The 20,011-nt window shown below is 58.0% G+C and carries 17 protein-coding genes and 2 tRNA genes; 7 read left to right on the top strand and 12 right to left on the bottom strand.

The genetic code is table 11. The features are described 5' to 3' along the window. Window positions 1-15 precede the first annotated feature (15 nt). The 7 genes from VJ956_RS09190 to VJ956_RS09160 all read right to left on the bottom strand — a co-directional run bounded on the left by VJ956_RS09190 (window position 16) and on the right by VJ956_RS09160 (window position 7,525). Window positions 16-816 carry a DUF2797 domain-containing protein gene (locus VJ956_RS09190; protein ID WP_414674415.1) on the bottom strand — a complete coding sequence of 267 codons (801 nt, stop codon included), beginning with the start codon at window positions 814-816 and terminating at the stop codon, window positions 16-18. Window positions 817-851: 35 nt separating this feature from the next. After that, window positions 852-1,142, bottom strand: a complete 291-nt coding sequence (locus VJ956_RS09185) for a YeaC family protein (RefSeq protein ID WP_324084041.1) — start codon at window positions 1,140-1,142, stop codon at window positions 852-854. 133 nt (window positions 1,143-1,275) lie between these two features. Next, entirely contained in the window at window positions 1,276-2,151 is an 876-nt protein-coding gene (locus tag VJ956_RS09180; protein WP_324084039.1) for a rhomboid family intramembrane serine protease, read from the bottom strand. 3 nt (window positions 2,152-2,154) lie between these two features. Continuing rightward, complete coding sequence (locus tag VJ956_RS09175) at window positions 2,155-3,168, bottom strand: metallophosphoesterase (protein WP_324084037.1); 1,014 nt, start codon at window positions 3,166-3,168, stop codon at window positions 2,155-2,157. 2 nt (window positions 3,169-3,170) lie between these two features. Continuing rightward, entirely contained in the window at window positions 3,171-4,055 is an 885-nt protein-coding gene (locus tag VJ956_RS09170; protein ID WP_324084035.1) for an NAD(+) kinase, read from the bottom strand. Window positions 4,056-4,090: 35 nt separating this feature from the next. Beyond that, window positions 4,091-5,329: a DNA repair protein gene (locus VJ956_RS09165; protein WP_324084033.1), complete on the bottom strand. Its 1,239-nt coding sequence runs from the start codon at window positions 5,327-5,329 to the stop codon at window positions 4,091-4,093. Window positions 5,330-5,458: 129 nt separating this feature from the next. Next, a complete protein-coding gene (locus VJ956_RS09160) occupies window positions 5,459-7,525 on the bottom strand; it encodes an NADPH-dependent 2,4-dienoyl-CoA reductase (protein WP_324084031.1) in 2,067 nt (688 codons plus the stop codon). A 133-nt stretch (window positions 7,526-7,658) separates the two neighbouring features. Between VJ956_RS09160 and VJ956_RS09155 the strand changes: the two genes are divergently transcribed. After that, a complete protein-coding gene (locus VJ956_RS09155; RefSeq protein WP_324084029.1) occupies window positions 7,659-8,717 on the top strand; it encodes an AraC family transcriptional regulator in 1,059 nt (352 codons plus the stop codon). 180 nt (window positions 8,718-8,897) lie between these two features. Here VJ956_RS09155 and VJ956_RS09150 read toward each other — a convergent pair. The 4 genes from VJ956_RS09150 to VJ956_RS09135 form a co-directional block, all read right to left on the bottom strand. Then, window positions 8,898-8,974, bottom strand: a tRNA-Asp gene (locus VJ956_RS09150). A gap of 67 nt (window positions 8,975-9,041) precedes the next feature. Beyond that, window positions 9,042-9,117: transfer RNA gene (locus tag VJ956_RS09145), tRNA-Val, on the bottom strand. Between the two features lie 92 nt (window positions 9,118-9,209). Beyond that, window positions 9,210-9,347, bottom strand: a complete 138-nt coding sequence (locus tag VJ956_RS09140) for a hypothetical protein (protein WP_324084027.1) — start codon at window positions 9,345-9,347, stop codon at window positions 9,210-9,212. A gap of 75 nt (window positions 9,348-9,422) precedes the next feature. Beyond that, on the bottom strand, window positions 9,423-10,427 hold the full coding sequence (locus VJ956_RS09135) for a hypothetical protein (protein WP_324084025.1): 1,005 nt from the start codon (window positions 10,425-10,427) through the stop codon (window positions 9,423-9,425). 165 nt (window positions 10,428-10,592) lie between these two features. Between VJ956_RS09135 and purE the strand changes: the two genes are divergently transcribed. The 6 genes from purE (at window position 10,593) to VJ956_RS09105 (ending at window position 17,991) form a co-directional block, all read left to right on the top strand. Then, complete coding sequence (gene purE / locus VJ956_RS09130; RefSeq protein WP_324084023.1) at window positions 10,593-11,084, top strand: 5-(carboxyamino)imidazole ribonucleotide mutase; 492 nt, start codon at window positions 10,593-10,595, stop codon at window positions 11,082-11,084. Between the two features lie 263 nt (window positions 11,085-11,347). After that, a complete protein-coding gene (locus VJ956_RS09125; protein WP_324084020.1) occupies window positions 11,348-12,466 on the top strand; it encodes a 5-(carboxyamino)imidazole ribonucleotide synthase in 1,119 nt (372 codons plus the stop codon). Between the two features lie 71 nt (window positions 12,467-12,537). Then, on the top strand, window positions 12,538-13,116 hold the full coding sequence (locus VJ956_RS09120) for a superoxide dismutase (RefSeq protein ID WP_324084018.1): 579 nt from the start codon (window positions 12,538-12,540) through the stop codon (window positions 13,114-13,116). Between the two features lie 224 nt (window positions 13,117-13,340). Next, window positions 13,341-15,407 carry a putative bifunctional diguanylate cyclase/phosphodiesterase gene (locus VJ956_RS09115; protein WP_324084016.1) on the top strand — a complete coding sequence of 689 codons (2,067 nt, stop codon included), beginning with the start codon at window positions 13,341-13,343 and terminating at the stop codon, window positions 15,405-15,407. 40 nt (window positions 15,408-15,447) lie between these two features. Next, entirely contained in the window at window positions 15,448-16,035 is a 588-nt protein-coding gene (locus VJ956_RS09110) for a LemA family protein (protein ID WP_324084014.1), read from the top strand. Between the two features lie 12 nt (window positions 16,036-16,047). Beyond that, entirely contained in the window at window positions 16,048-17,991 is a 1,944-nt protein-coding gene (locus VJ956_RS09105; protein ID WP_324084012.1) for a M48 family metallopeptidase, read from the top strand. A gap of 23 nt (window positions 17,992-18,014) precedes the next feature. Here the strand turns inward: VJ956_RS09105 and gspD are convergent, their stop codons facing one another. Then, window positions 18,015-19,997: a type II secretion system secretin GspD gene (gene gspD, locus VJ956_RS09100; protein ID WP_324084010.1), complete on the bottom strand. Its 1,983-nt coding sequence runs from the start codon at window positions 19,995-19,997 to the stop codon at window positions 18,015-18,017. Window positions 19,998-20,011: the final 14 nt, after the last annotated feature.

The following is a 20,011-nucleotide window of genomic DNA, read 5'->3' as shown; positions in this document are numbered from 1 at the left end:
CTTGCCTGAAATTCGTTAGTGCGGAAACACCCGGAAGCGGACTTCATAACCGGTGTATTTCCGGATGTTGATGACGCCGGTATCGAGGATCAGATACTGCCCCTTGATGCCCTGAAGCACACCCTCGGCCATCAACGCCTTGTCCAGATTGTGTGTTTTCACCTTGTCCGGCCAGACCTCCACCGGATAGTCCAGCGCCAGCACGTCTTCGCGGACCGGTCGAATGGCCTCGTCGCCGTGTTCTGACCGCAGCGCTGCGAGCTCATCCCGGATCAGTTCCAGCAGGCGCTCACGCTCTTCCGCCAGATCCACTTGCGGCACTTCCCCCTTCAGCATGGTGCGCCAGTTGGTGCGGTCCGCCACATGCTTTTTGCACGCCACCTCAACAAACCCGGCAAGCTGGCGGGTCGCTACACGAATCATCGGGATTGCCCCCACCGCGCCCTGATCAATCCAGCGGGTCGGGACCTGGGTGCCCCGGGTAATTCCGACTTTCAGGCCGGAGGAGTTGGCCAGGTAGACCAGGTGTTCGATCATGCAGTGAGTTTCGCCCCACTCCGGCTCGCGGCAGGTGCCCTGATAATAGTGGCACTTTTCCGGGCTCATGATACAGGTATCGCAGGCCGCCAGCTTTTTAAAGCACGGAAAACAGAACCCCTGACTGAAGCTTTTTCCGGTTTTGCGATCACAGTTTATGCAGCGGATCACGCCGTCAAAATCCAGCCGTAACGGATAACCCAGAAACTCATTCAGCGGCAACCGGGTTTCGCCCAGTAGCAGACTATAGCTCACCGGGCTATCTGCCTCAGCCGGCATTTTCCTGAGCCGGCCGCTGACATCAACCACTGCGGTCAAGATTTTACCTCGACGTACTGAGAGGGGTCGCCTGCGCTTCCGTTCGATGCCCCGGATCCGCGCGGGTCACAGCTGGTTCCGGCTTTTTTCCCCCGGTCCAGGTAACCCACCCGCTGGTGCTCCGGCACCTGGTGGTGCTCCTCGTAATAGATAATGGCCTCCATGCAGATGCTGCGCTGTTCCGGGGTCAGCTTGCGGCCATCCGGCCATTTGCCAAGCGCCAGAGACTGCTTCAGGTTCTGATAGACCGAAGGATCCAGCCGTTGAATCAGCTCTTCGTAGGTCATTCCGCTCTCCCGTTCACAAAGGGATTAAAAAAATCCAGAAAACTGTTGACGAACACAAATGCAAATTATTATCATTCCATTACCGAATGAGGAAAGCCCATTTGGTCTCTCTCATCAGAGCTTACACGCTCCTTCATGCCCCACCTTTTGGTGGGGCTTTTTTTGGTACCGGCAGAATCAGGGCAAGTGCCAGCCCTGCCAGGAATCCACCCAGGTGCGCCTCGTTGGCCATACGACCCAGACCCAGGATCTCCGATAACGGCGTATAACCCAGCGCCATCCACGCCACCGCAAAAGTGATCAGCGCAGGCGGAAACTGGAACCTGGGCCGCCATCGCTGACTTAGCCAGCAATAGCCGAGAATACCGTAAACCACTCCGGACAAGCCGCCGAACAGCGGCCCGGACATCAGGTACTGGAATCCGTTAGACAGTACGCTGACCACGATAAACAGGACCAGCAGCCGCTGACGACCATCAAACCATTCAATCTGGCTGCCCAGAAACCAGAGCATGACCGAATTGAAGATGATATGCATCCAGCTGAAATGCAGGAAATCCGGCGACAACAAACGCCAGATTTCGCCATTGCCAAGGGTGGCAAGCAGTGCCTGAACCCGCGCGGCGAAGGTGCCGAAGTCATGAACCCGGGGATCGGTCATGGTCAGATAGGTGGACAGGGTATTCTGGCCAAACCCCGTAAACCATGCCACAAAGGCGGCAATAATGATCAGCGTCAACACCAAAGGCGCATGACGGGGCTGCGGCTGCCAGCGGCCGCTGACGAATACCGGTGAGTCGACAAGCTCGTTGACCTGCGCCCGCAGCTCTGGCTCACTCAGAAAGCGATCCAGGGCCTGCAATACGGGCTCGGCATGATCGGGATTTTCCAGCCAGAGTACCTGACCGCCATCCTCTTCAGTGATGCGGTGCCGCACATTCTGCTCTTTCAGCCACCGACTGAACCCGGCGAGGTCGGTGCCGGCTTCAACCTGCTTAACACGGTACAAATCTCACCTCGCTATGCTGTCTTCACTGACCGGGTAGTCGGATTGTTCCAGCCGCTCCACATCCACCCAGACAAACTTGTCCCGGGACAGGTGTTGCTCGCCATCCAGGCGATAGGCCACCAGCTTGCCGTACTTGACTGCGCTGTAGTCGATACAGGCGACATTATGCTTCAGCGGCGCAGGCTCACCTTCCATCCAGTAATGCCCGACGAAAACCGGCGGTGCAGCCGCCGGATAGCTGCAAAGCTGCCCGAGCTCATGTTCCGTCAGCTCGCGATCGGCCACATGCTCCGGCAGTGGGTCAGGCTGGAACACGACGTCGGCGTAGGTTTCCGGATGATCGCACCAGAACTTGGTACGAAAGAATTCACGCACATAGCCGTCCCGGCCGGTAATTTTGACACCCTGGGGCAGGCGCAGGTCGGTGCCGCGCAGAAGCGTGTCCATCACCTGGCCGGCAAACGATTCAATGGCAGCCGAGGCGTGCAGGAAATCATCATCAATGCACGCCCCACCCTGCCGGGCCTTGAATTTTTCGATCAGACTGTTGTCCCAGCAGGCATGGACCGCGCGGAAATCCGGCTCGTCGATAAACAGGGGAATGGTGTAGAACCACTCGAGGAAATCGTTCCATTCATGGGGGTAATGTTCAAACTCCGCCATGGTCTCGCGGATCAGCCGGTCGTGGCGGGGGTTGTGTTCCCGCAACCATTTCTTCCCACTGCCGGGCCGGGCACGGGTGCAGTAGCCAAGCGCGTTGTACTCGTGATTGCCCATGACTATTCGCGCCGCACCGTGCTCTACCATGTCCCGTACCAGATGCAGGGACTCCCGGATACGCGGGCCACGGTCAATAATATCACCGATAAAGATGGCCTGGCGGGTATCGTGCTGGTAAATCCCGTTGCGTTTACGGTAACCCATCTGGTCGAGTAACCGTACCAGGGTGTTGGCACAGCCGTGGATGTCGCCAATTATGTCGTAGCCGCGGCTCGCGCCGGTCTGATGTCGTGCCATGTTCAACTCTCTGCGATTTCGCTGGCCCAACCCAGCTTATCCCGACAAGTGGCGTAAAAATTATGATCGGCCGGATGTATAAGTCTGATTTTAAATGGTTTCTTGGTTATCCTGATAATATCTCCGGGGGCGCAGGCAAAGTTCATCTGGCCATCAAAACTGATCTGGGGGTAGGTCTTGTTGGTTTCCCCGACGACCAGCTTGATCTCGCTTTTACCGTCAACCACGATTGGCCGGCTGCTTAAAGTGTGGGGACACATCGGAACCAGTACCACCGCATCCAGTTTGGGATGCATGATAGGTCCGCCAGCAGAGAGGGAGTAGGCTGTGGAGCCGGTCGGAGTTGACACGATCAGGCCGTCAGAACGCTGGCTGTAGACAAAGTGACCATCAATATAGAGATCAAAGCCGATCATCCGGGTGGATTTACCGGGGTGCAGCACCACGTCGTTGAGGGCCGTTCCGAACCCCAGTGGCTGGCCGTTACGTTCAACATGGCCGTCCAGCAGAAAGCGGGATTCCTCGATGTATTCGCCCTGAAGTACCCTGGCAAGGCGTTCCTCAAGATCCGACGGCGAAATATCCGTCAGAAACCCGAGTCTGCCCCGGTTCACGCCCAACAGGGGAATCTTGGACTTGGCCAGCTCACGGGAAGCGCCCAGCAGGCTGCCGTCACCGCCCACCACAATAACCAGATCACAGATCTCACCCAGCAGTTTCTTGCTGGCAACCTGAAGACCGTGGCCGGGCAGCATGGTAGAAGTGTCATCCTCGATGATCACCTGATAATTATTGTTGAGCAGGTACTGTTTAAGCTGCCACAGGGTCTCGATTACTTGCGCACTGCCCATGCGGCCAATAATGCCGATGTTCCTGAACTGTTCCATGAAACTTCCTGTGGGTCTCTGCCTGGGGACGGTTGTCAGCTATGGGACTCGACCAGTTGATGGTGTTCACAGCGGTCGTCCACGCCGGGGCGGAATTCTGACGGCTGGCTGACCCGCATCACCGGCTCCTCGCACTTCGCACCGCTATCACTTTCATGCTGGCACACCGGGTGCTCATGGTGTTCCAGCCACTCCCGATAGGCTGGCTCGTTCATTCCGCACCGACCGGCGGCATAGGCCACCGGATTCCGGAAATAGGATTCAATATCACTGTAGGGAAGGGTAACGTGCCCGATACCCGGATGATAGGCCACCAGAAACACTGATTGATGCTGCAGATGCTCCATCACCGAATTCTCCGGCGGCGTCTGGTGGCGCAAATCGTAATTTTCCTGCTCCAGCGCCACGATTTTCTCGTCGCGCAGTTCCAGCTCGCGCTGACGCCGCTCCAGCTGTTCCTTCAGCAGCACAGCCTCGGCGTCTGATGCCGCACCTTCCCTGCTGTTGCTGGTCGCTTCCGCGTTGATCTGTTCCTGCATTTCCAGGTACTGTTCGTTACGCTCGGCCAGGCGGATCATGAGTTGCTCGTTACTGAGCTTCTGGCGCTCATAACGCTGCTGCAGTTCCGCCATTTCATTACGCAGGGCCTGGAGCTCATGGCGGTTTTCCCGCTGCAGCTCTGATAGCGCATCCCGATGAACGCTCTGAAGGGTTTTGATGCGTAGCCGCTGTTCACGGATCAACTGGGCGAGGCGGGCGCGATCGGTGGCGACATCCGCCGGGTCGGCAGCAAGAACCGGGATGTTTTCTTCCGAGGGCGGATCAGCCTTACGGAACTTGAGACCGTTGGCCTCCACCGCACGACGGATGGACTGGAAATGATTGTGGCCCGGGGCCATGTTCGGGTCCCAGAGTGCATCCGCATTCGCGGACTCAGGGCATTGGCTGCGGCAGACCAGCCTGATCGGCCCACCGCCAAGGTCCGGGCCCTTGGCGCCCTTCATTGCGAGTTGCTCAATGGGCATGTTCCAGTAGACGTCTGCCTGGCCTTCATCATCAAAATAAATGCGGAAAAACACCAGCGAGCGGATCTCGAGTTCAGGACTTACCACCGCAAAAACGGCTTTTACATCAGTATCTGCCAGGTCAGACAGGCCTACGTAGCCATCCAGAAACGTCTCGAATTCTGAAAACCGCATCTGTCGGGACACGTCGCTGCCGTCCATAAAAAAGACGGCCGAATAATTGTCACCTACCATTTCGGCAGACGCCATTGCACACTCCCGCTAACCAGAAAACGACTACATAATACGCGGATAACAGTCTAGCCGGTCAACAACCGGCTAACACAGTGAATTGGCGCCAATTTGTGATCGGCCCCGGTATTTTTATCAGCCGGCGCGTCATATTTCTGCCGCCAGTCGGCTGCCCTGGTCAATTGCGCGTTTGGCGTCCAGTTCCGCGGCAACATCGGCGCCGCCGATCAGGTGAACCCTGACCCCTGCGCTTTCAAGCTCCTGCTGCAGTTCGCGAAGCGGATCCTGACCGGCACAGATAATCACTGTGTCTACCGCCAATATCCGGTCTTCGCCCTGAGCGGCGTCTTTGGGGGTGATGGTCACGTGCAGGCCCTGGTCATCAATCCTGCGGTAGCTGACGCCGGGCACCATCTGCACCTGGCGGTGCTTGAGAGAGGTCCGGTGAATCCAGCCCGTGGTCTTGCCAAGATTCTTGCCCACTTTCGAGGTTCTGCGCTGGAGCAGATACACCTCGCGTGCCGGCTCAGGCAGTTCCGGTGTCATGCCCTTGATACCGCCGCGATGCTGCACCGTAAGGTCCACGCCCCACTCCCGCATGAAATGCTCCGGGTCGAGCGCGGCCGAGGTGCCCTTGTGAACAATGTACTCGGAGACATCAAAACCGATCCCGCCGGCACCGATAACAGCCACTTTCTGCCCCACCGGTTTACGTTCAAGCAGGGCGTCCAGATAACTAATCACTTTTGGATGATCAATGCCCTCAATGTCCGGTGTTCTTGGCTTTACGCCGGTTGCCAGCACGACGCGGTCATAGCTGCCGGCCTTCAGGTCCTGCGCTGTCACCCGGTTGTTCAGACGTACATCGACACCGTACCTGGCCAACATTACCCGGTAATAACGCAGGGTTTCGTAAAACTCTTCCTTACCCGGAATCAGTTTGGCCAGGTTGAACTGCCCGCCGATTTCCCTGCCATCATCAAACAGGGTGACGTGATGGCCACGCTCCGCCGCAACGGTTGCAAACGCCAGACCGGCCGGGCCCGCGCCAACAACGGCAATGTTTTCCGGCGCCGCGGTCCGGACATAATTGAGCTCGGTTTCATGACAGGCCCGCGGATTCACCAGGCAGGAGGTGAGCTTGCCGGCAAAGGTGTGGTCAAGGCAGGCCTGGTTGCAGCCGATACAGGTATTGATTTCCCGGGCCCTGTCTTCCATCGCTTTTCTGACCAGCTCGGCATCCGCCAGAAACGGCCGCGCCATGGACACCATATCCGCATCGCCCTCAGCCAGAATCCTTTCGGCAACGTCCGGCATGTTGATCCGGTTGGTGGTGACCAGGGGGATGCTGACCTCATCCTTCAGCCGCCCGGTAACCCTGGTAAAGGCACCCCGGGGTACCGAGGTTGCAATGGTCGGTACACGGGCCTCGTGCCAGCCGATTCCGGTGTTGATAATGGTCGCGCCCGCTCGCTCGATTGCTTTGGCCAGCTGCACCACTTCGTCCCAGGTGCTGCCGTCCTCAATCAGGTCAAGCATTGACAGGCGGTAGATCAGAATAAAATGGGCACCGACCCGTGCCCGGACCCGGCGGACAATTTCCGTTGCCAGGCGAATCCGGTTTTCATAGCTTCCGCCCCAACGGTCCGTGCGGTCGTTGGTGTGCTTCACAATAAACTGGTTAATGAAATAGCCTTCAGAACCCATGATTTCAACGCCATCATAACCCGCCTGCCGGGCCAGCTCCGCGCAGTTCACATAATCACTGATCTGTTTTTCAATGCCGGCTTCATCCAGCGCTGCCGGCTTGAGCGGGTTAATGGGTGCCTGGATTGCCGAAGGTGCGACCAGTGCGGAATGGTAAGCGTATCGACCCGCATGCAGAATCTGCATACAGATTCTGCCGCCTGCCTCGTGCACCGCCCGGGTAATCACCCTGTGTTTTTCCGCTTCCTCAGGGGTCGTCATTTTGGCCGCATGCTGGAACACGGCACCTTCTTCGTTGGGAGCTATACCGCCGGTAACGATCAGGCCAACGCCGCCCCTGGCACGATCGGCATAGAATCTGGCCAGCCGTTCAAATCCGTTTCCTGCCTCTTCCAGACCGGTGTGCATGGACCCCATCAGGGCCCGGTTGCGCAACTGCACAAAGCCCAGGTCCAGGGGTTCGAGCAGATGGGGATAGCGGCTTGCGCCAGGTGCCGATGCGGTCATGGTTGCTCCTGAGTATCAGTGACTGCGGTAAGGCTTTGGGTTGCTGCTCAAGTTATCTGCCCGACAGACACCCGCCAATATCCCGAAACGACAGATAATTGTCTTGAGCTAACTTGTCTGACAATATTGACCGATGAAACCGACTCCCAGACTCACCAATTCCCTGGGCGAGCTGAGCGTTCTTTACGCTTCGGTGCTGGCCCGGGCCATGGCCGAAGAAGGCCGGAATCCAGAACCACTGCTGGAACGTTTTGGCCTTAACCGACAGTCACTGGCGACGCCGGATGCCAGAATCAGCATCCCCCGGTTCATGCGCCTTGGCGAGGCAGCCATCCGGCTATCCGGAAACCCGGCCCTGGGTCTGACCATGGGGCAGCTTTCCCGGCCAGTGGACGCGGGGATGGCCGGGCTTGCCGCCCAGTCCGCGCCCTCTGCCGGTGAGGCACTCAATACCCTGATAAAATTTGGCGGGCTTACCAGCCATAACAGCCGGGGCATCCCGTGGATATCTGACCACGGCCTGAGCGCAAACTTCTATTCGATCAGGCCCTACAACGTCTTCAACTATTTCGTGGTGGATTCGGTACTGGCCGCCTGGACCCAGTTTCTGCGCACTGTGTCCGGGCGAGGGGAGGTTCTGGAACAGGTGAATATCGAGTACCCCTCGCGGGGACTGGACGCGGAATTCGAGGCCTGGTTCGGCTGCCCGGTCCGCTTCGGTGCAAATGGCAATTCAGTTCAGCTCTTGCCAGCAGTCAGGGATTGCCCGTCGTTGCAGGCGCAGCCGGGAATGTTCGATATGCTGGCCCGACAGTGCGAGCGACAGCTGCTCAGACTCCGCTCCAGCTGGACCATGGGCGACCGCGTCAAGGACCGGTTGGCGCCATTGCTGCAGGGCGATGCGCCCGATCTGGGAACCATTGCCGGGCAACTGGGCATGGCAACCTGGACACTGCAGCGTCAGCTCAGAGCCGAAGGGACAGGATTCCGGGAACTGCTTGATGAGACCCGCCAGGAACTGGCCAGTCAATATATCCGCGAGACCAGAACGTCGATTTCAGAGGTTGCCTGGCTTCTGGGTTTTGCCAACCCGGCGGCCTTTCACAAAGCCTGGAAGCGCTGGTTCGGCACAAGTCCGGCAGAACACCGGAAACGCTACCTGACGGAGCAGCGCGACAAGGGAATTGTCTGACCTATAACTCCGTTGCATCGTCCTGGCCGATGTCGTCATCAAAATCTTCAAGCTGACTGGCGATCAGATCTTCCTGATAATCAGACATGACTGTCTCCTGTTCATGAATTCCTGAACAGTATTCACGACAAGTGTGTCAGCAGGATGACGAACGCTGGAAATAGCGGAAACCAGATAAAATGGCGGAGCGGACGGGACTCGAACCCGCGACCCCCGGCGTGACAGGCCGGTATTCTAACCAGCTGAACTACCGCTCCACATCGATCAGGGCATTGGGATTGCCGCAATCTGCACCGGATGGGGTTATCCGGCAATGCTGAAAAGTGGTGGGCGGTACTGGGATCGAACCAGTGACCCTCGCCTTGTAAGGGCGATGCTCTCCCAGCTGAGCTAACCGCCCACTTTCGCAGCACACAAGCCAGAAACGGCAGCGCCATCTCAAGCTCATGAGGGCCGCATTTTAAGCGTTTACCCGCCAGTGTCAAATGCTTTTCAGGATTCAGGTGTCCTTTCCCTGACAGTTTTCTGGCCTGCCTTCAGAGCCTTGTCCTCAAGCGACAGTTCACTGACCCTGCGTTTGCGGCTGTCCGGTAGCGCACGCTCTGCCAGCGAACGGTTGAGCTCGTCCATTCGCTTTATCAAGGCCTTTAAACGGCGCCGGCTTTGCTGTTTCACCGACTCTATCAGATCCCTGTTAGCCATTGCTTACTGCGCCCCCGACTGCGATCTCAGCTGACCCACTTCCTCGGATAGCCGCACCAGTCTCGAGGTAAGCTGGGCGCGGGAGGCGTCAATTGATGAAACTGTCTGTTTCAGCGTCGCCAGCTCCGCGCGAATTGCCCTGAGTTCTCCCCCGGAGAGCGCCTCGGTGGTTTTTTCCAGCGCCGAAATGCGTCCCTCCAGACCATCCATCGTCAGGTTCTGCTCGCGCTCAAAACGCTTCAGCCGGTTTTCGACCCGGTCGTCGACCGAGGCCAGCGATGCCTGCATTTTTTCCAGTGTTGACTGCTGGGTCTCCAGTGTTGACTGGTGTTTGGCCAGTGTTGACTGCTGGCCCGCCAGGCGTTCTTCCTGGGCTGCCAGTTTCTGCTCAAGGGACGATTCAAGATCGCTCAGCCCGGACTCAAATGTTTGCTGCAGTTCATCCAGGCTTGCAGCAAGCGCCTGCCTGCGGGAATCGGCGTCCTCGATACGCTGGACAAGCGTGTTGAGGCGTTCCTCATGATCATTCAGGCGGGCCTTGTTACGGTCATTCGCCACACCCCAGAGTTTGCGGATCTCGCTGTCGGCATTATCCAGGCGCTTGTTCTGGGCATCGAGCCGCTGTTCGATCGACTGCCCGGCTTCCTGCAGGTCCTCACCGGTATCTGTCAGCTCACCTTCAACACGGGCCAGTGTGAGTTTACTCTGGCGTGCCCAGTAATCCGCTTCCTCCAGCAGACTTTCCATTTGCTCGATACGGTCGTTCTGCTGATACCAGCCCAGGGCCCCCGCGCCTGCGACAAGCAGCAGCGCAAACAGTAACCACGGACCTGAAGATTTTCTCCCACCGTTACCACCATTGCCGCCAGCTCCACCTTTGCCGCCATTTCCGGAACCTCCCCGTGCAGGAGCTTCGGCGGCTTTGTCGGGCGTTTTCTCCCTCGGTTTCCCGGTGTTACCGCCTCGGGTCGCGCGCAGTTCGTCGTCGTCGGGTCGAATAGGCTCCATTACAGCTCCGGTCTGTGGTGGTAAGTAGTCCCAGGGAGTGATAATACCCGGTTGATCAGTTGCTTCAAATCAATAAGGACCATTGACCGGCGTCACAGGCCGTTTGCATGGCTCGATACCGCCACATACAATGGTGGGCTTTTCAACAGATCAGGACTGTTGCATATGCAGCCGCTTGTAGGACTCATCATGGGCTCAAAGTCGGACTGGCCCACCATGGAAAATGCTGCTGTCATGCTGGAAAAGCTGGGAGTACCGTATGAGAAGAAAGTGGTTTCTGCCCACCGGACTCCGGATTTACTCTTCGACTACGCCAAGACGGCATCTGACCGCGGCCTGAAGGTGATTATCGCGGGTGCTGGTGGTGCAGCGCACCTGCCCGGCATGGTTGCCTCCCAGACATCGCTGCCGGTGCTTGGTGTTCCGGTGCAGTCAAAAGCACTGAACGGTCTTGACTCACTGCTTTCTATTGCCCAGATGCCCGGCGGCATTGCCGTAGGCACTCTGGCCATCGGCAAAGCCGGCGCGACCAACGCAGGCCTGCTGGCCGCGCAAATCATCGGAACTTTCAGGGACGATGTCCGCAAAGCCGTTGACGACTTCCGGGCAACACAGACACAGACGATTCTGGATAATCCTGATCCCAGTGATCAATGAAGCCAACGCCAACGTCTGCGGAGCAGGTAGGGGCGGGCTTTCCAAAACTGTACGGAGCCATGGATGGCGGAGTCCAAGCGTCACATGGGCTTGGCAGAGCGCTTATGAAGCAGAGCTTCATGCGATAGCCGAGCGACCGCAAGCTGTGATTGCGGGCCGGACCCCACAGGGGTGCCGTAAGGAGCGTGTTTTGGAAAGCCCGCCCCTACCTGCGACTAACACCGAAGTTTGACAGTTGCCTGAAGAATGGCAGGAGATGAATCATGAGAATTGGTGTACTCGGTGCCGGCCAACTTGGTCGAATGCTGGCTCTGGCGGGTTACCCACTGGCCAAAACCTTTGTCTTCTATGACATGTCCGGCAGCCCCAGTGCAGGTCTTGGCGAAGTAATGATCGACCGGGACGGCCAGTATCTGGACGATTTCATTTCCCGGGTCGACCGCGTCACCTATGAGTTTGAACATCTCCCGCTGGACATTGCTGAAAAAATAGCCGCCAGCAAACCCGTTCACCCCTCACCCCGCGCACTGCAGATCTGCCAGAATCGCGAAGCCGAAAAATCACTGTTTGGTGAGCTTGGCATTCCGACCCCGGAATGGAAAATTGCCGACAGCGCAGAATCACTTCAGGCCGCGGCCGAAGCCCTGGGCTGCCCGGTGGTGGCAAAAACCAATACCGAGGGGTACGACGGTAAGGGCCAGGCAGTCTTGCAGTCACCCGAAGAGGCCGCCGAGGCCTGGAACAGCATCAACCACCCCCGCCTGATTGTGGAAAAGTTCGTTGAATTCCGTCGCGAGATTTCAATTATCGCGGTGCGCTCCGAATCCGGCGAACTGGCGTTTTATCCCATGGCGGAAAACATCCATCATCAGGGTATTCTCCGGTATTCGGTGGCACCAGCACCCGGTCTGGAAAGGCATGTCGAAGACGACGCCAGACGCTATATCAAGGCGCTGATGAACGAACTCGACTATATCGGCGTATTGACTCTTGAGCTGTTTGAAACCGCTGACGGCCTGGTGGCCAATGAAATGGCACCCCGTGTGCACAACTCCGGCCACTGGACGATCGAAGGGGCGATGACCAGCCAGTTCGAAAACCACATCCGTGCGGTCAGCGGGCACCCTCTGGGCAGTGTCGAGCCGCGCGAGGTAAGCTGTATGGTCAACATTATCGGCGAACATGGCGATATACGGCGTATCCTGGAGCTGCCTTACGCGCGCCTGCATCTTTACAACAAAGGCGAGCGCCCGGGGCGAAAGCTGGGGCATGTCAATATTCTTGCCGACAGCTATAAAGAGCTGGTCTGGCGGGTCCGGAACTGCACGCAGTTTCTTCCCGGCAGTCCCGAATTCACCGCTTCTTTGACCTCCAAGGGTTGATATAAAGAATGTCAGCCCTATAGTGAAACAGCGTCATTCATATAAAACCACGAGACAGGGAGACCAACCTCATGGCATTTGAACTTCCCGCATTACCCTACGAGAAGAATGCACTGGAACCGCACATTTCCGAAGAAACCCTTGAGTATCATTACGGCAAGCATCACAACACCTATGTCACCAAGCTGAATGGACTGATCGAGGGCACAGATAACGCCAACAAGGAGCTCGAAGACATCATCAAGAGCGCCAGCGGGCCGCTGTTCAACAATGCGGCGCAGGTCTGGAACCACACCTTTTACTGGCATTGCCTCAGCCCTGAGGGCGGCGGCGAGCCAACCGGTGCGGCAAAAGAGGCCATCGAAGAGGCCTTCGGTTCTTTTGATGACTTCAAGAAGGAGTTCAATGAAAAAGCCGCCGGCAACTTTGGCTCTGGCTGGACCTGGCTGGTCAAGAAAGCTGACGGCAGCGTGGCTATCGTCAACACCAGCAACGCCGAAACGCCTCTGACAGGTGCCGACAAGCCGGTCCTGACCGTCGATGTGTGGGAGCATGCCTACTATATCGATTACCGGAACAGCCGTCCGAACTACCTTGAGGCCTTCTGGAAACTGGTCAACTGGGATTTCGTGAACGAAAATCTCGGCTGATGGCCGGGAAAGCTCCATTTCCGCAATTTCTTTCACAGAAAACGCCCGCATGTTTGCGGGCGTTTTTGTATTTGCGGTATAACAAATCTACCGGATAACACACCGGAAAGCTGAATTGTCGGAATCGCCGGGCGATTCCCTGACACAGATATGAAAAACTCATCCATACTTGGCAACAGGGATTCAAACCCTCTGGCTCCGGACAAGGATCGAAACGGGCATCCATGCAGAACTCTCTAGAGCTAGAGCACCGTCTGGGCTATCGCGTTCTTCGCTGGGTGCTGGCTGTTGCCCTGATAAGTGGTGTGCTGATGAGTTCGGTGCAGGTGGTTCTGGATGCACGGCGGGTATCGGATCTGCTTGACACTCAGGCTCACCAGACCCTGGCCCTGGTGAAGGATGCTGCCACTCAGGCGGTATTCAGTATCGACAATGCTCTTGCCCAGCAGGTTGTTGACGGGTTGTTTGCCCAGGAAGGCATTCATGAGGCTCGCATAACCCATCCTGATGGCGAACCGCTGGGTGAACGGGCCCGGCCTCTGCAAAGCATTTTTTTCCGCCCCATTACCGATGCCATTTTCGGTGCCGAGCGCTATTACAGTACCGAGCTGACCCGCACATCCGACCCGGACAGTGTCTACGGTTTTCTCTGGGTTCGTTATGACACCGGTCCGATTGCAGCCACCTGGCTGGAACGTGCAGCGATCTCCTTTGCCTCCGGCGTTGCCTCGGCCCTCATTCTGGGCATGGTGCTGTTTGTTGTGTTCTACCTGTTACTGACCCGCCCGCTTCTGCGCATTGTGCAATCGGTGAAACAGGTCGATCCCGAACGGCCTGACGACAATCTGATCGAACTTCCCGCCGGCCACAGCCACGACGAGCTGGGTCTGTGGGTCAATGCCACCAACAATCTTCTGGTGGCGATCGCTGACAGTCAGGCCCGCCATCGCGAGGCTGAAGACCGTGTTAACCGCCTGTCGCGCTATGACCAACTGACCGGGCTGCCCAGCCGCGATACCTTTATGGAACTGCTCCAGACCGACATTGAGGAAGCGCAGAAAGCAGGCTCCATGCTGTCACTGATCTGCTGCGGTATCGACGATTTCAAGTCAATCAACGAGCAATGTGGCTTCCGGACCGGCGACCTTATCCTGCAAACCGTGGCTGACCGCCTGACCACGAACCTCAGCGGCAATCGCTTTACTTTTGCACGCCTGGGCAGTGATCAGTTTGTGATAGTCGAGAAGGACCTGCGGGACGGTTACCAGGCCGCTGACACCGGCGACCGCATTCTCGGCTGCATGAGCGAGCCCATGGTATTTGCGCACCAGACTATTGTGCTGACCGTCACCCTCGGCATCGCACTTTACCCCGGAGACGCAAAGAAAGCGGACCGTCTGCTGCAGAGCGCCGAACAGACCATGGCATTGGCAAAAGGCGCCGGCAGCAACTATTTCCAGTTCTTTGTCGCCAGCGTGGACCGGCAGATCCGGGAACGCAAACACCTGGAAAAAGACCTGGCGCAGGCCCTTGCCGGGAACCAGTTCTATCTGGTCTACCAACCCCAGGTAAATCTCTCGACCCACCGTATCGTCGGCGCTGAGGCGCTGATCCGCTGGAACCATCCACAGCGCGGGCTGGTGCCGCCGGATGAATTTATCCCCATGGCAGAAACCAACGGCCGCATCGTCGAGATCGGCCAGTGGGTGCTGAATCAGGCCTGTGCCCAGGCGGCACTCTGGGCCAGTGAAGGTATGCCGCTGCGGATCGCGGTCAACCTGTCTGCCGTGCAGATCAGGCAGGAAAGCATTGTCGATGATATTCTGAGCACCCTGCACCGACACCGGATTCCGGCCGGCAGGCTGGAGCTGGAAGTCACCGAGACCAGTTTCATGACCAACATCGAGGAGGCGATCGAAAAGCTGAAACGCCTCCATGCCGCAGGCATCAACATTGCTGTGGACGATTTCGGTACCGGTTATTCGTCACTGACCTACCTCAAGCGAATGCCGGTCCAGCATCTGAAAATTGATAAGCAGTTCATCCGGGACCTGTTGACCAACGAAGACGACACCCGCATTGCCAACATCATTATCGATCTGGGCAAGAGCCTTAATCTGACGGTGTTGGCCGAGGGTGTGGAAACCGCTGAACAGGAGTTTTATCTGGCCCAACGTGGCTGCCAGCTGGCCCAGGGGTATTTTTTCAGCAAGCCTCTGAAACCGGCCGAGCTTGAGCAGTTCGTTGAAAATTTTCACCGCTCGATCACCGAGAAAACCCAGGGTCACTGACTGTGTCATCTGACCAATTACCGATCTGCAAGGAGCTTCCATGGGAACCACTGTCACTGGTCTGATTGTTATCGCGGTTGTTGTGCTTTATCTGGTGTATATCTACAACCAGCTGGTCTCGCTTCGCAACCAGTTCAAAAACGGGTTTGCCCAGATTGACGTGCAACTGCAACGCCGGCACGACCTGATTCCGAACCTGGTGGAATCGGCCAAAGCCTATCTGAGCCACGAGCGCAACACCCTGACGGAAGTCATGCGGGCAAGAAACAACGCCGTAGACGCCCAGCAGGATGCCGCCAGGGACCCGGCAGACGGCGGCAAGATCCGGAAACTGGGGGGCGCCGAAAACATGCTGACCAAAGCCCTGGCAAACTTTTACGCTGTCTCCGAAAACTATCCGGAGCTGAAGGCCAATGAAACCGTTCAGCAACTGATGGAAGAACTGTCCAGCACGGAAAACCGGGTTTCTTTTGCCCGCCAGGCATTCAACGACGCGGTGATGGCCTACAACACCTTCCGCGAGCAGTTCCCCAACAACATCATTTCCGGCCTGTTCGCCTTCAAGTCCACAGCGCAGCTGGAGCTGGAGTCTCCTGAGGCCCGGCAGGCGCCAAAAGTATCGTTTTAGGGACAGACCGCCATGGCCCATCAAGGATTTTTCCAGCGCCAGGCCAGTGCCCGGCGCAAGACCGGACTGCTGGTGTTGCTGTTCCTGGTGGCAGTCAGCCTGATTACCCTGGCCGTGTGCCTGGTGGGTTACTTCGTCACCCGGGGCGAAAGCAGCCGTCTGGGCTTTGATAACTGGTTAGCAAGCTCGCACGGCCTGTATACCGCCCTTGCGGTGATCCTGGTGATCGGCGCCGGCTCACTGGCGCGCTGGGCGGACCTGGCCGGTGGCGGGCACAGGGTAGCCCGCATGGTCGGCGCCAGAGCCATCGACCCGGCCACACAGGATACCGAAGAGCGCCGGCTGCGGAACGTGGTCGAAGAAATGGCGATTGCCAGCGGCATTGCGGTGCCGGACCTTTATGTCATGGACAATGAAACCGGCATCAACGCGTTTGTTGCCGGTTACACCCCCGGCGAGGCGGTAATGGTAGTAACCCACGGCAGCCTTACCCACCTTACCCGGGATGAGCTCCAGGGCATTGTCGGCCACGAGTTCAGCCACATTCTGAATGGCGACATGCGGCTTAATGTCCGCCTGATCGCGATTCTGGCGGGCATTCTGATGGTGGGCCAGATCGGATCCTTTCTGACCCAGGTAGGGTTTGTCAGGTCAGGCCGCTATGCATCCCGGGATCAGCGCGGTCAGGCATTTTTTGGCATTGTCGGCGTGGCGTTGCTGGTTATCGGTTATATCGGCGTATTTTTTGGCCGGCTGATTCAGTCTGCGGTGTCTCGCCAGCGCGAAATGCTGGCCGATGCCTCATCTGTGCAGTTTACCCGGAACCCGGAAGGCATTGCCGGCGCCCTGTTCAAGATTGGTATCAAAAGCGGTTACCTTGACACCACCAGCCACGCCAGCGACATGAACCACATGTGTTTCGGGGAAAGCGCGAGAATGAAGCTGTCGTCTTTGCTGGCGTCTCACCCGCCCATTCCCAGACGCATTGAAGCCATCGCACCCGGGATGACGGCCCGGCTCCGCAGCCGTTACCGGGACACCCATTCGGCGGAGTCGCTGCGGGCGGTCGATGTGCGCGAACAGGCAGCGCCGCCTGCCGGCGCGTCAGGGTTTGCCGGCGGATCAACATCCGCAACCGGCGGCGCTGAAAACCCGATTCCGTTATCCGCCAGCGTCGGCACCAGCAACAGGGCCAGCGAAGACTACGCCCAGGTGCTGCTGAATACCCTGCCCGCCACCTTTCGCAGCCTGCTTTATACCCGCGAAGGCGCCATTCAGCTCTGCTATGCGTTGCTGATCTGCGAACATTCGCCGGACGACCAGCGCCAGCATCTCAGCCAGATTCCTGAAGAATCGGTTTTTACCCCGAATCCCGGACTGCTTGCGAAACTGCTCTCACCGCTGTCGACGCTGGGATCGGAGGTGCGCCTGCCAGCACTGGAACTGGCCATGCCGGCCCTGCGCAGGCTGGACCCGGATGAGCGCGAAAAACTGCTGAGCGCCTGCGAATTACTGATAAAAGCAGACCAGCGGCTGAACCTGTTTGAGCTGACCATGATCAGTTTTCTGCGCAAGCACCTGGCCGCAGATGCCGGGAGAGTGGTACCGGTGCGTTATCGCAATTACCGGGCGGTACAGACTCAACTGCGGGTTCTTTTCAGCCTGCTGGCCAGGCTGGGAGCCGATTCATCGCAGCAGCAGGCGCTTCTGGAGCAAACCATGGCCGGTTTCCACAATGGCAGTCAGGCCACCCGGCTGATGACCCAGGTCTCGTTGCGCCAGCTTCGGGAGGCGCTCTGGCATCTCAACCAGCTGTCGCCCCTGCTCAAGCCCGGCATCATTGACGCCTGCTGCCACTGTGTTCTGGCAGACGGAGAAATCAGGCCGCGGGAGTATCAGCTGATCCGCCTGATTGCTGACCAGCTCGATTGCCCGATGCCGCCGTTGGCGGCCTGATACCTGCCCGCCGCCAGCCCGAATCAGTCAGCAGCGCTGTCAGGCCGGAACAGGGAGTCTTTATCCGGCGGATTTTCCGGATCCGGCAGACCCAGTTTCCTGCGAACACCCAGGTTCACTTCCCACAGTTGATTGAACTTCTCGTCCGTTGCGGCAATGGACTCCTCCTTGCCCAGCAGGATCTGCGGCCGCAGGAAAACCAGCAGGTTACGCTTGACCCGACGCTCTGACTCAGACGAGAACAGACGCCCAATAAACGGAATATCCCCCAGCAGTGGCACCTTGCTCTTGTTGATCTGAAGGTTGTCCGTGGTCAGGCCGCCCAGCACAATGGTCTCGCCGTCGTCTGCCAGCACCGTGGTCTTGATTTCACGTTTGTTGGTGATGATGTCCGAAGCGGATTCAATGCTGTCGCCGATATTTTCCGTACTCTGCTCAACCACCAGCCGTACCAGACCGTCGGCGCTGATGGTCGGTGTGACTTTCAGGGTCAGGCCGATATCGCGGCGTTCGATGGTGGTGAAAGGGTTGGTGGTGCCGTCACCGGTAACGGTGGACTCCCCGGTCCGGAAAGGCACGTTCTGACCCACGATGATTTCCGATTCCTGGTTGTCCAGGGTAATGATGCTGGGCGTTGACAGCAGGTTGGCCGCCGCCGAGGTCGAAAGCGCCTGCAGCAGAATACCCCAGGAAATCCCGTTTTCGTTGCGTTCGCCCGCGCCAACGGTAACCCCGCCAGTGACCGGAGTCAGGATCGATTCGGAAAGAATGGCCCCCAGTACCTCACCCAGGCTGCGACCCACATTACCGAAATTGGTACCGGCAACGGGTGTGGAGCCGCCGGACTCATCCCCTACCGCCACCTGCACGCCAAGGTCCTGGCCCAGCTCGTCACTGATCTCGACAATGGCCGCCTCAATCAGTACCTGGGCCCGGCGAATATCCAGCGCCCTGATGATCTGTTCCGCTTCCTGCATGATCGAAGGCTGGCCACGAACCACCAGCGCGTTCAGGCCTTCATCGGCAAACACCGAGAAGCCGGTCCGGCCTCCGGCTGAACCAGCGCCAGAGCCCCCGCCACCGCCTCCGGCCTCGGCGACGACTTCGCCCATGACCCCTTTCAGAATCTCGGTCAGATTCGCGGCGTCGGCATGCTTCAAGCGGATGACTTTGGTGGTGCCACCGGTGGCCGAAGGCTGGTCAAGCTGCAGGATCAGGCCCCGCATTTTTTCGCGAAAGCTCTCATCACCCCGCAGAATCAGCCGGTTACTGCGCTCGTCGGCGGTAACGCTGTACTTGCGGGAGGCATTCTCGCCACTACCGCGGCCAAGTTCGCCGGGTGCCAGCTCCTGAAGCAATTCCACCATATCGCCAACCCAGGCTTCATTGAGCTGGATAACTTCCACTTCGTATTTGGATGGGCTGTCAAGCTCACGGACAATCTGTTCTATTCGCTGGATATTGGAGGCATGGTCGCTGATAATCAGCGCGTTGGCCGCTGCAACACCCGCCAGATGACCATATTTTGCAACCAGTGGCCGCAGGATAGGGACCATTTCCAGCGCGTTGGCGTTGTCTATCTGGATAACCCGGGTAATCAGCTGTTCCGACGGCACTTCGGGAAAGCGGTCCAGGGATTCGGCCGACTGCTTGGCATCCACCTGCTGGACCACCTTGATCACTTCCTCCCCGGGGATAGCGGTAAAACCATGCACCTGAAGCACGGCGAGGAAAAGGTCGTAGATCTCGTGACGGTTCATGGGTGTGCTGGAAAGCACCGTCACCTTGCCCTTGACGCGGGGATCCACCACAAAGCTGTAACCGGTTATATCAGCCACCTGAGTCACAAACGCCCGGATATCCGCATCTTTCAGATTCAGCCGCCAGGTTTGTTCCTGAGCCTGGGCTGACTGAGCATAAACTGAATTGACATAGCCCAGCGGCATCAGTGGCAGCAACAGTGCCATCGTCAGGGCATGCAATCGTCGTGTTCTTGGGTCAAACATCGGGCGTTGGTATC

Origin of the sequence: Marinobacter sp. (genome assembly GCF_035268745.1) — a bacterium.
GTDB lineage: Bacteria > Pseudomonadota > Gammaproteobacteria > Pseudomonadales > Oleiphilaceae > Marinobacter.
This window is presented reverse-complemented; position numbering and strand designations above follow the sequence as displayed.

Coding starts and splice junctions, on each gene's coding strand:
- VJ956_RS09190 (WP_414674415.1), bottom strand. CDS start 816: ATGCCGGCTGAGGCAGATAGCCCGGTGAGCTATAGTCTGCTACTGGGC.
- VJ956_RS09185 (WP_324084041.1), bottom strand. CDS start 1,142: ATGACCTACGAAGAGCTGATTCAACGGCTGGATCCTTCGGTCTATCAG.
- VJ956_RS09175 (WP_324084037.1), bottom strand. CDS start 3,168: ATGGCACGACATCAGACCGGCGCGAGCCGCGGCTACGACATAATTGGC.
- VJ956_RS09170 (WP_324084035.1), bottom strand. CDS start 4,055: ATGGAACAGTTCAGGAACATCGGCATTATTGGCCGCATGGGCAGTGCG.
- VJ956_RS09165 (WP_324084033.1), bottom strand. CDS start 5,329: ATGGCGTCTGCCGAAATGGTAGGTGACAATTATTCGGCCGTCTTTTTT.
- VJ956_RS09160 (WP_324084031.1), bottom strand. CDS start 7,525: ATGACCGCATCGGCACCTGGCGCAAGCCGCTATCCCCATCTGCTCGAA.
- VJ956_RS09155 (WP_324084029.1), top strand. CDS start 7,659: ATGAAACCGACTCCCAGACTCACCAATTCCCTGGGCGAGCTGAGCGTT.
- VJ956_RS09140 (WP_324084027.1), bottom strand. CDS start 9,347: ATGGACGAGCTCAACCGTTCGCTGGCAGAGCGTGCGCTACCGGACAGC.
- VJ956_RS09135 (WP_324084025.1), bottom strand. CDS start 10,427: ATGGAGCCTATTCGACCCGACGACGACGAACTGCGCGCGACCCGAGGC.
- purE (WP_324084023.1), top strand. CDS start 10,593: ATGCAGCCGCTTGTAGGACTCATCATGGGCTCAAAGTCGGACTGGCCC.
- VJ956_RS09125 (WP_324084020.1), top strand. CDS start 11,348: ATGAGAATTGGTGTACTCGGTGCCGGCCAACTTGGTCGAATGCTGGCT.
- VJ956_RS09120 (WP_324084018.1), top strand. CDS start 12,538: ATGGCATTTGAACTTCCCGCATTACCCTACGAGAAGAATGCACTGGAA.
- VJ956_RS09115 (WP_324084016.1), top strand. CDS start 13,341: ATGCAGAACTCTCTAGAGCTAGAGCACCGTCTGGGCTATCGCGTTCTT.
- VJ956_RS09110 (WP_324084014.1), top strand. CDS start 15,448: ATGGGAACCACTGTCACTGGTCTGATTGTTATCGCGGTTGTTGTGCTT.
- VJ956_RS09105 (WP_324084012.1), top strand. CDS start 16,048: ATGGCCCATCAAGGATTTTTCCAGCGCCAGGCCAGTGCCCGGCGCAAG.
- gspD (WP_324084010.1), bottom strand. CDS start 19,997: ATGTTTGACCCAAGAACACGACGATTGCATGCCCTGACGATGGCACTG.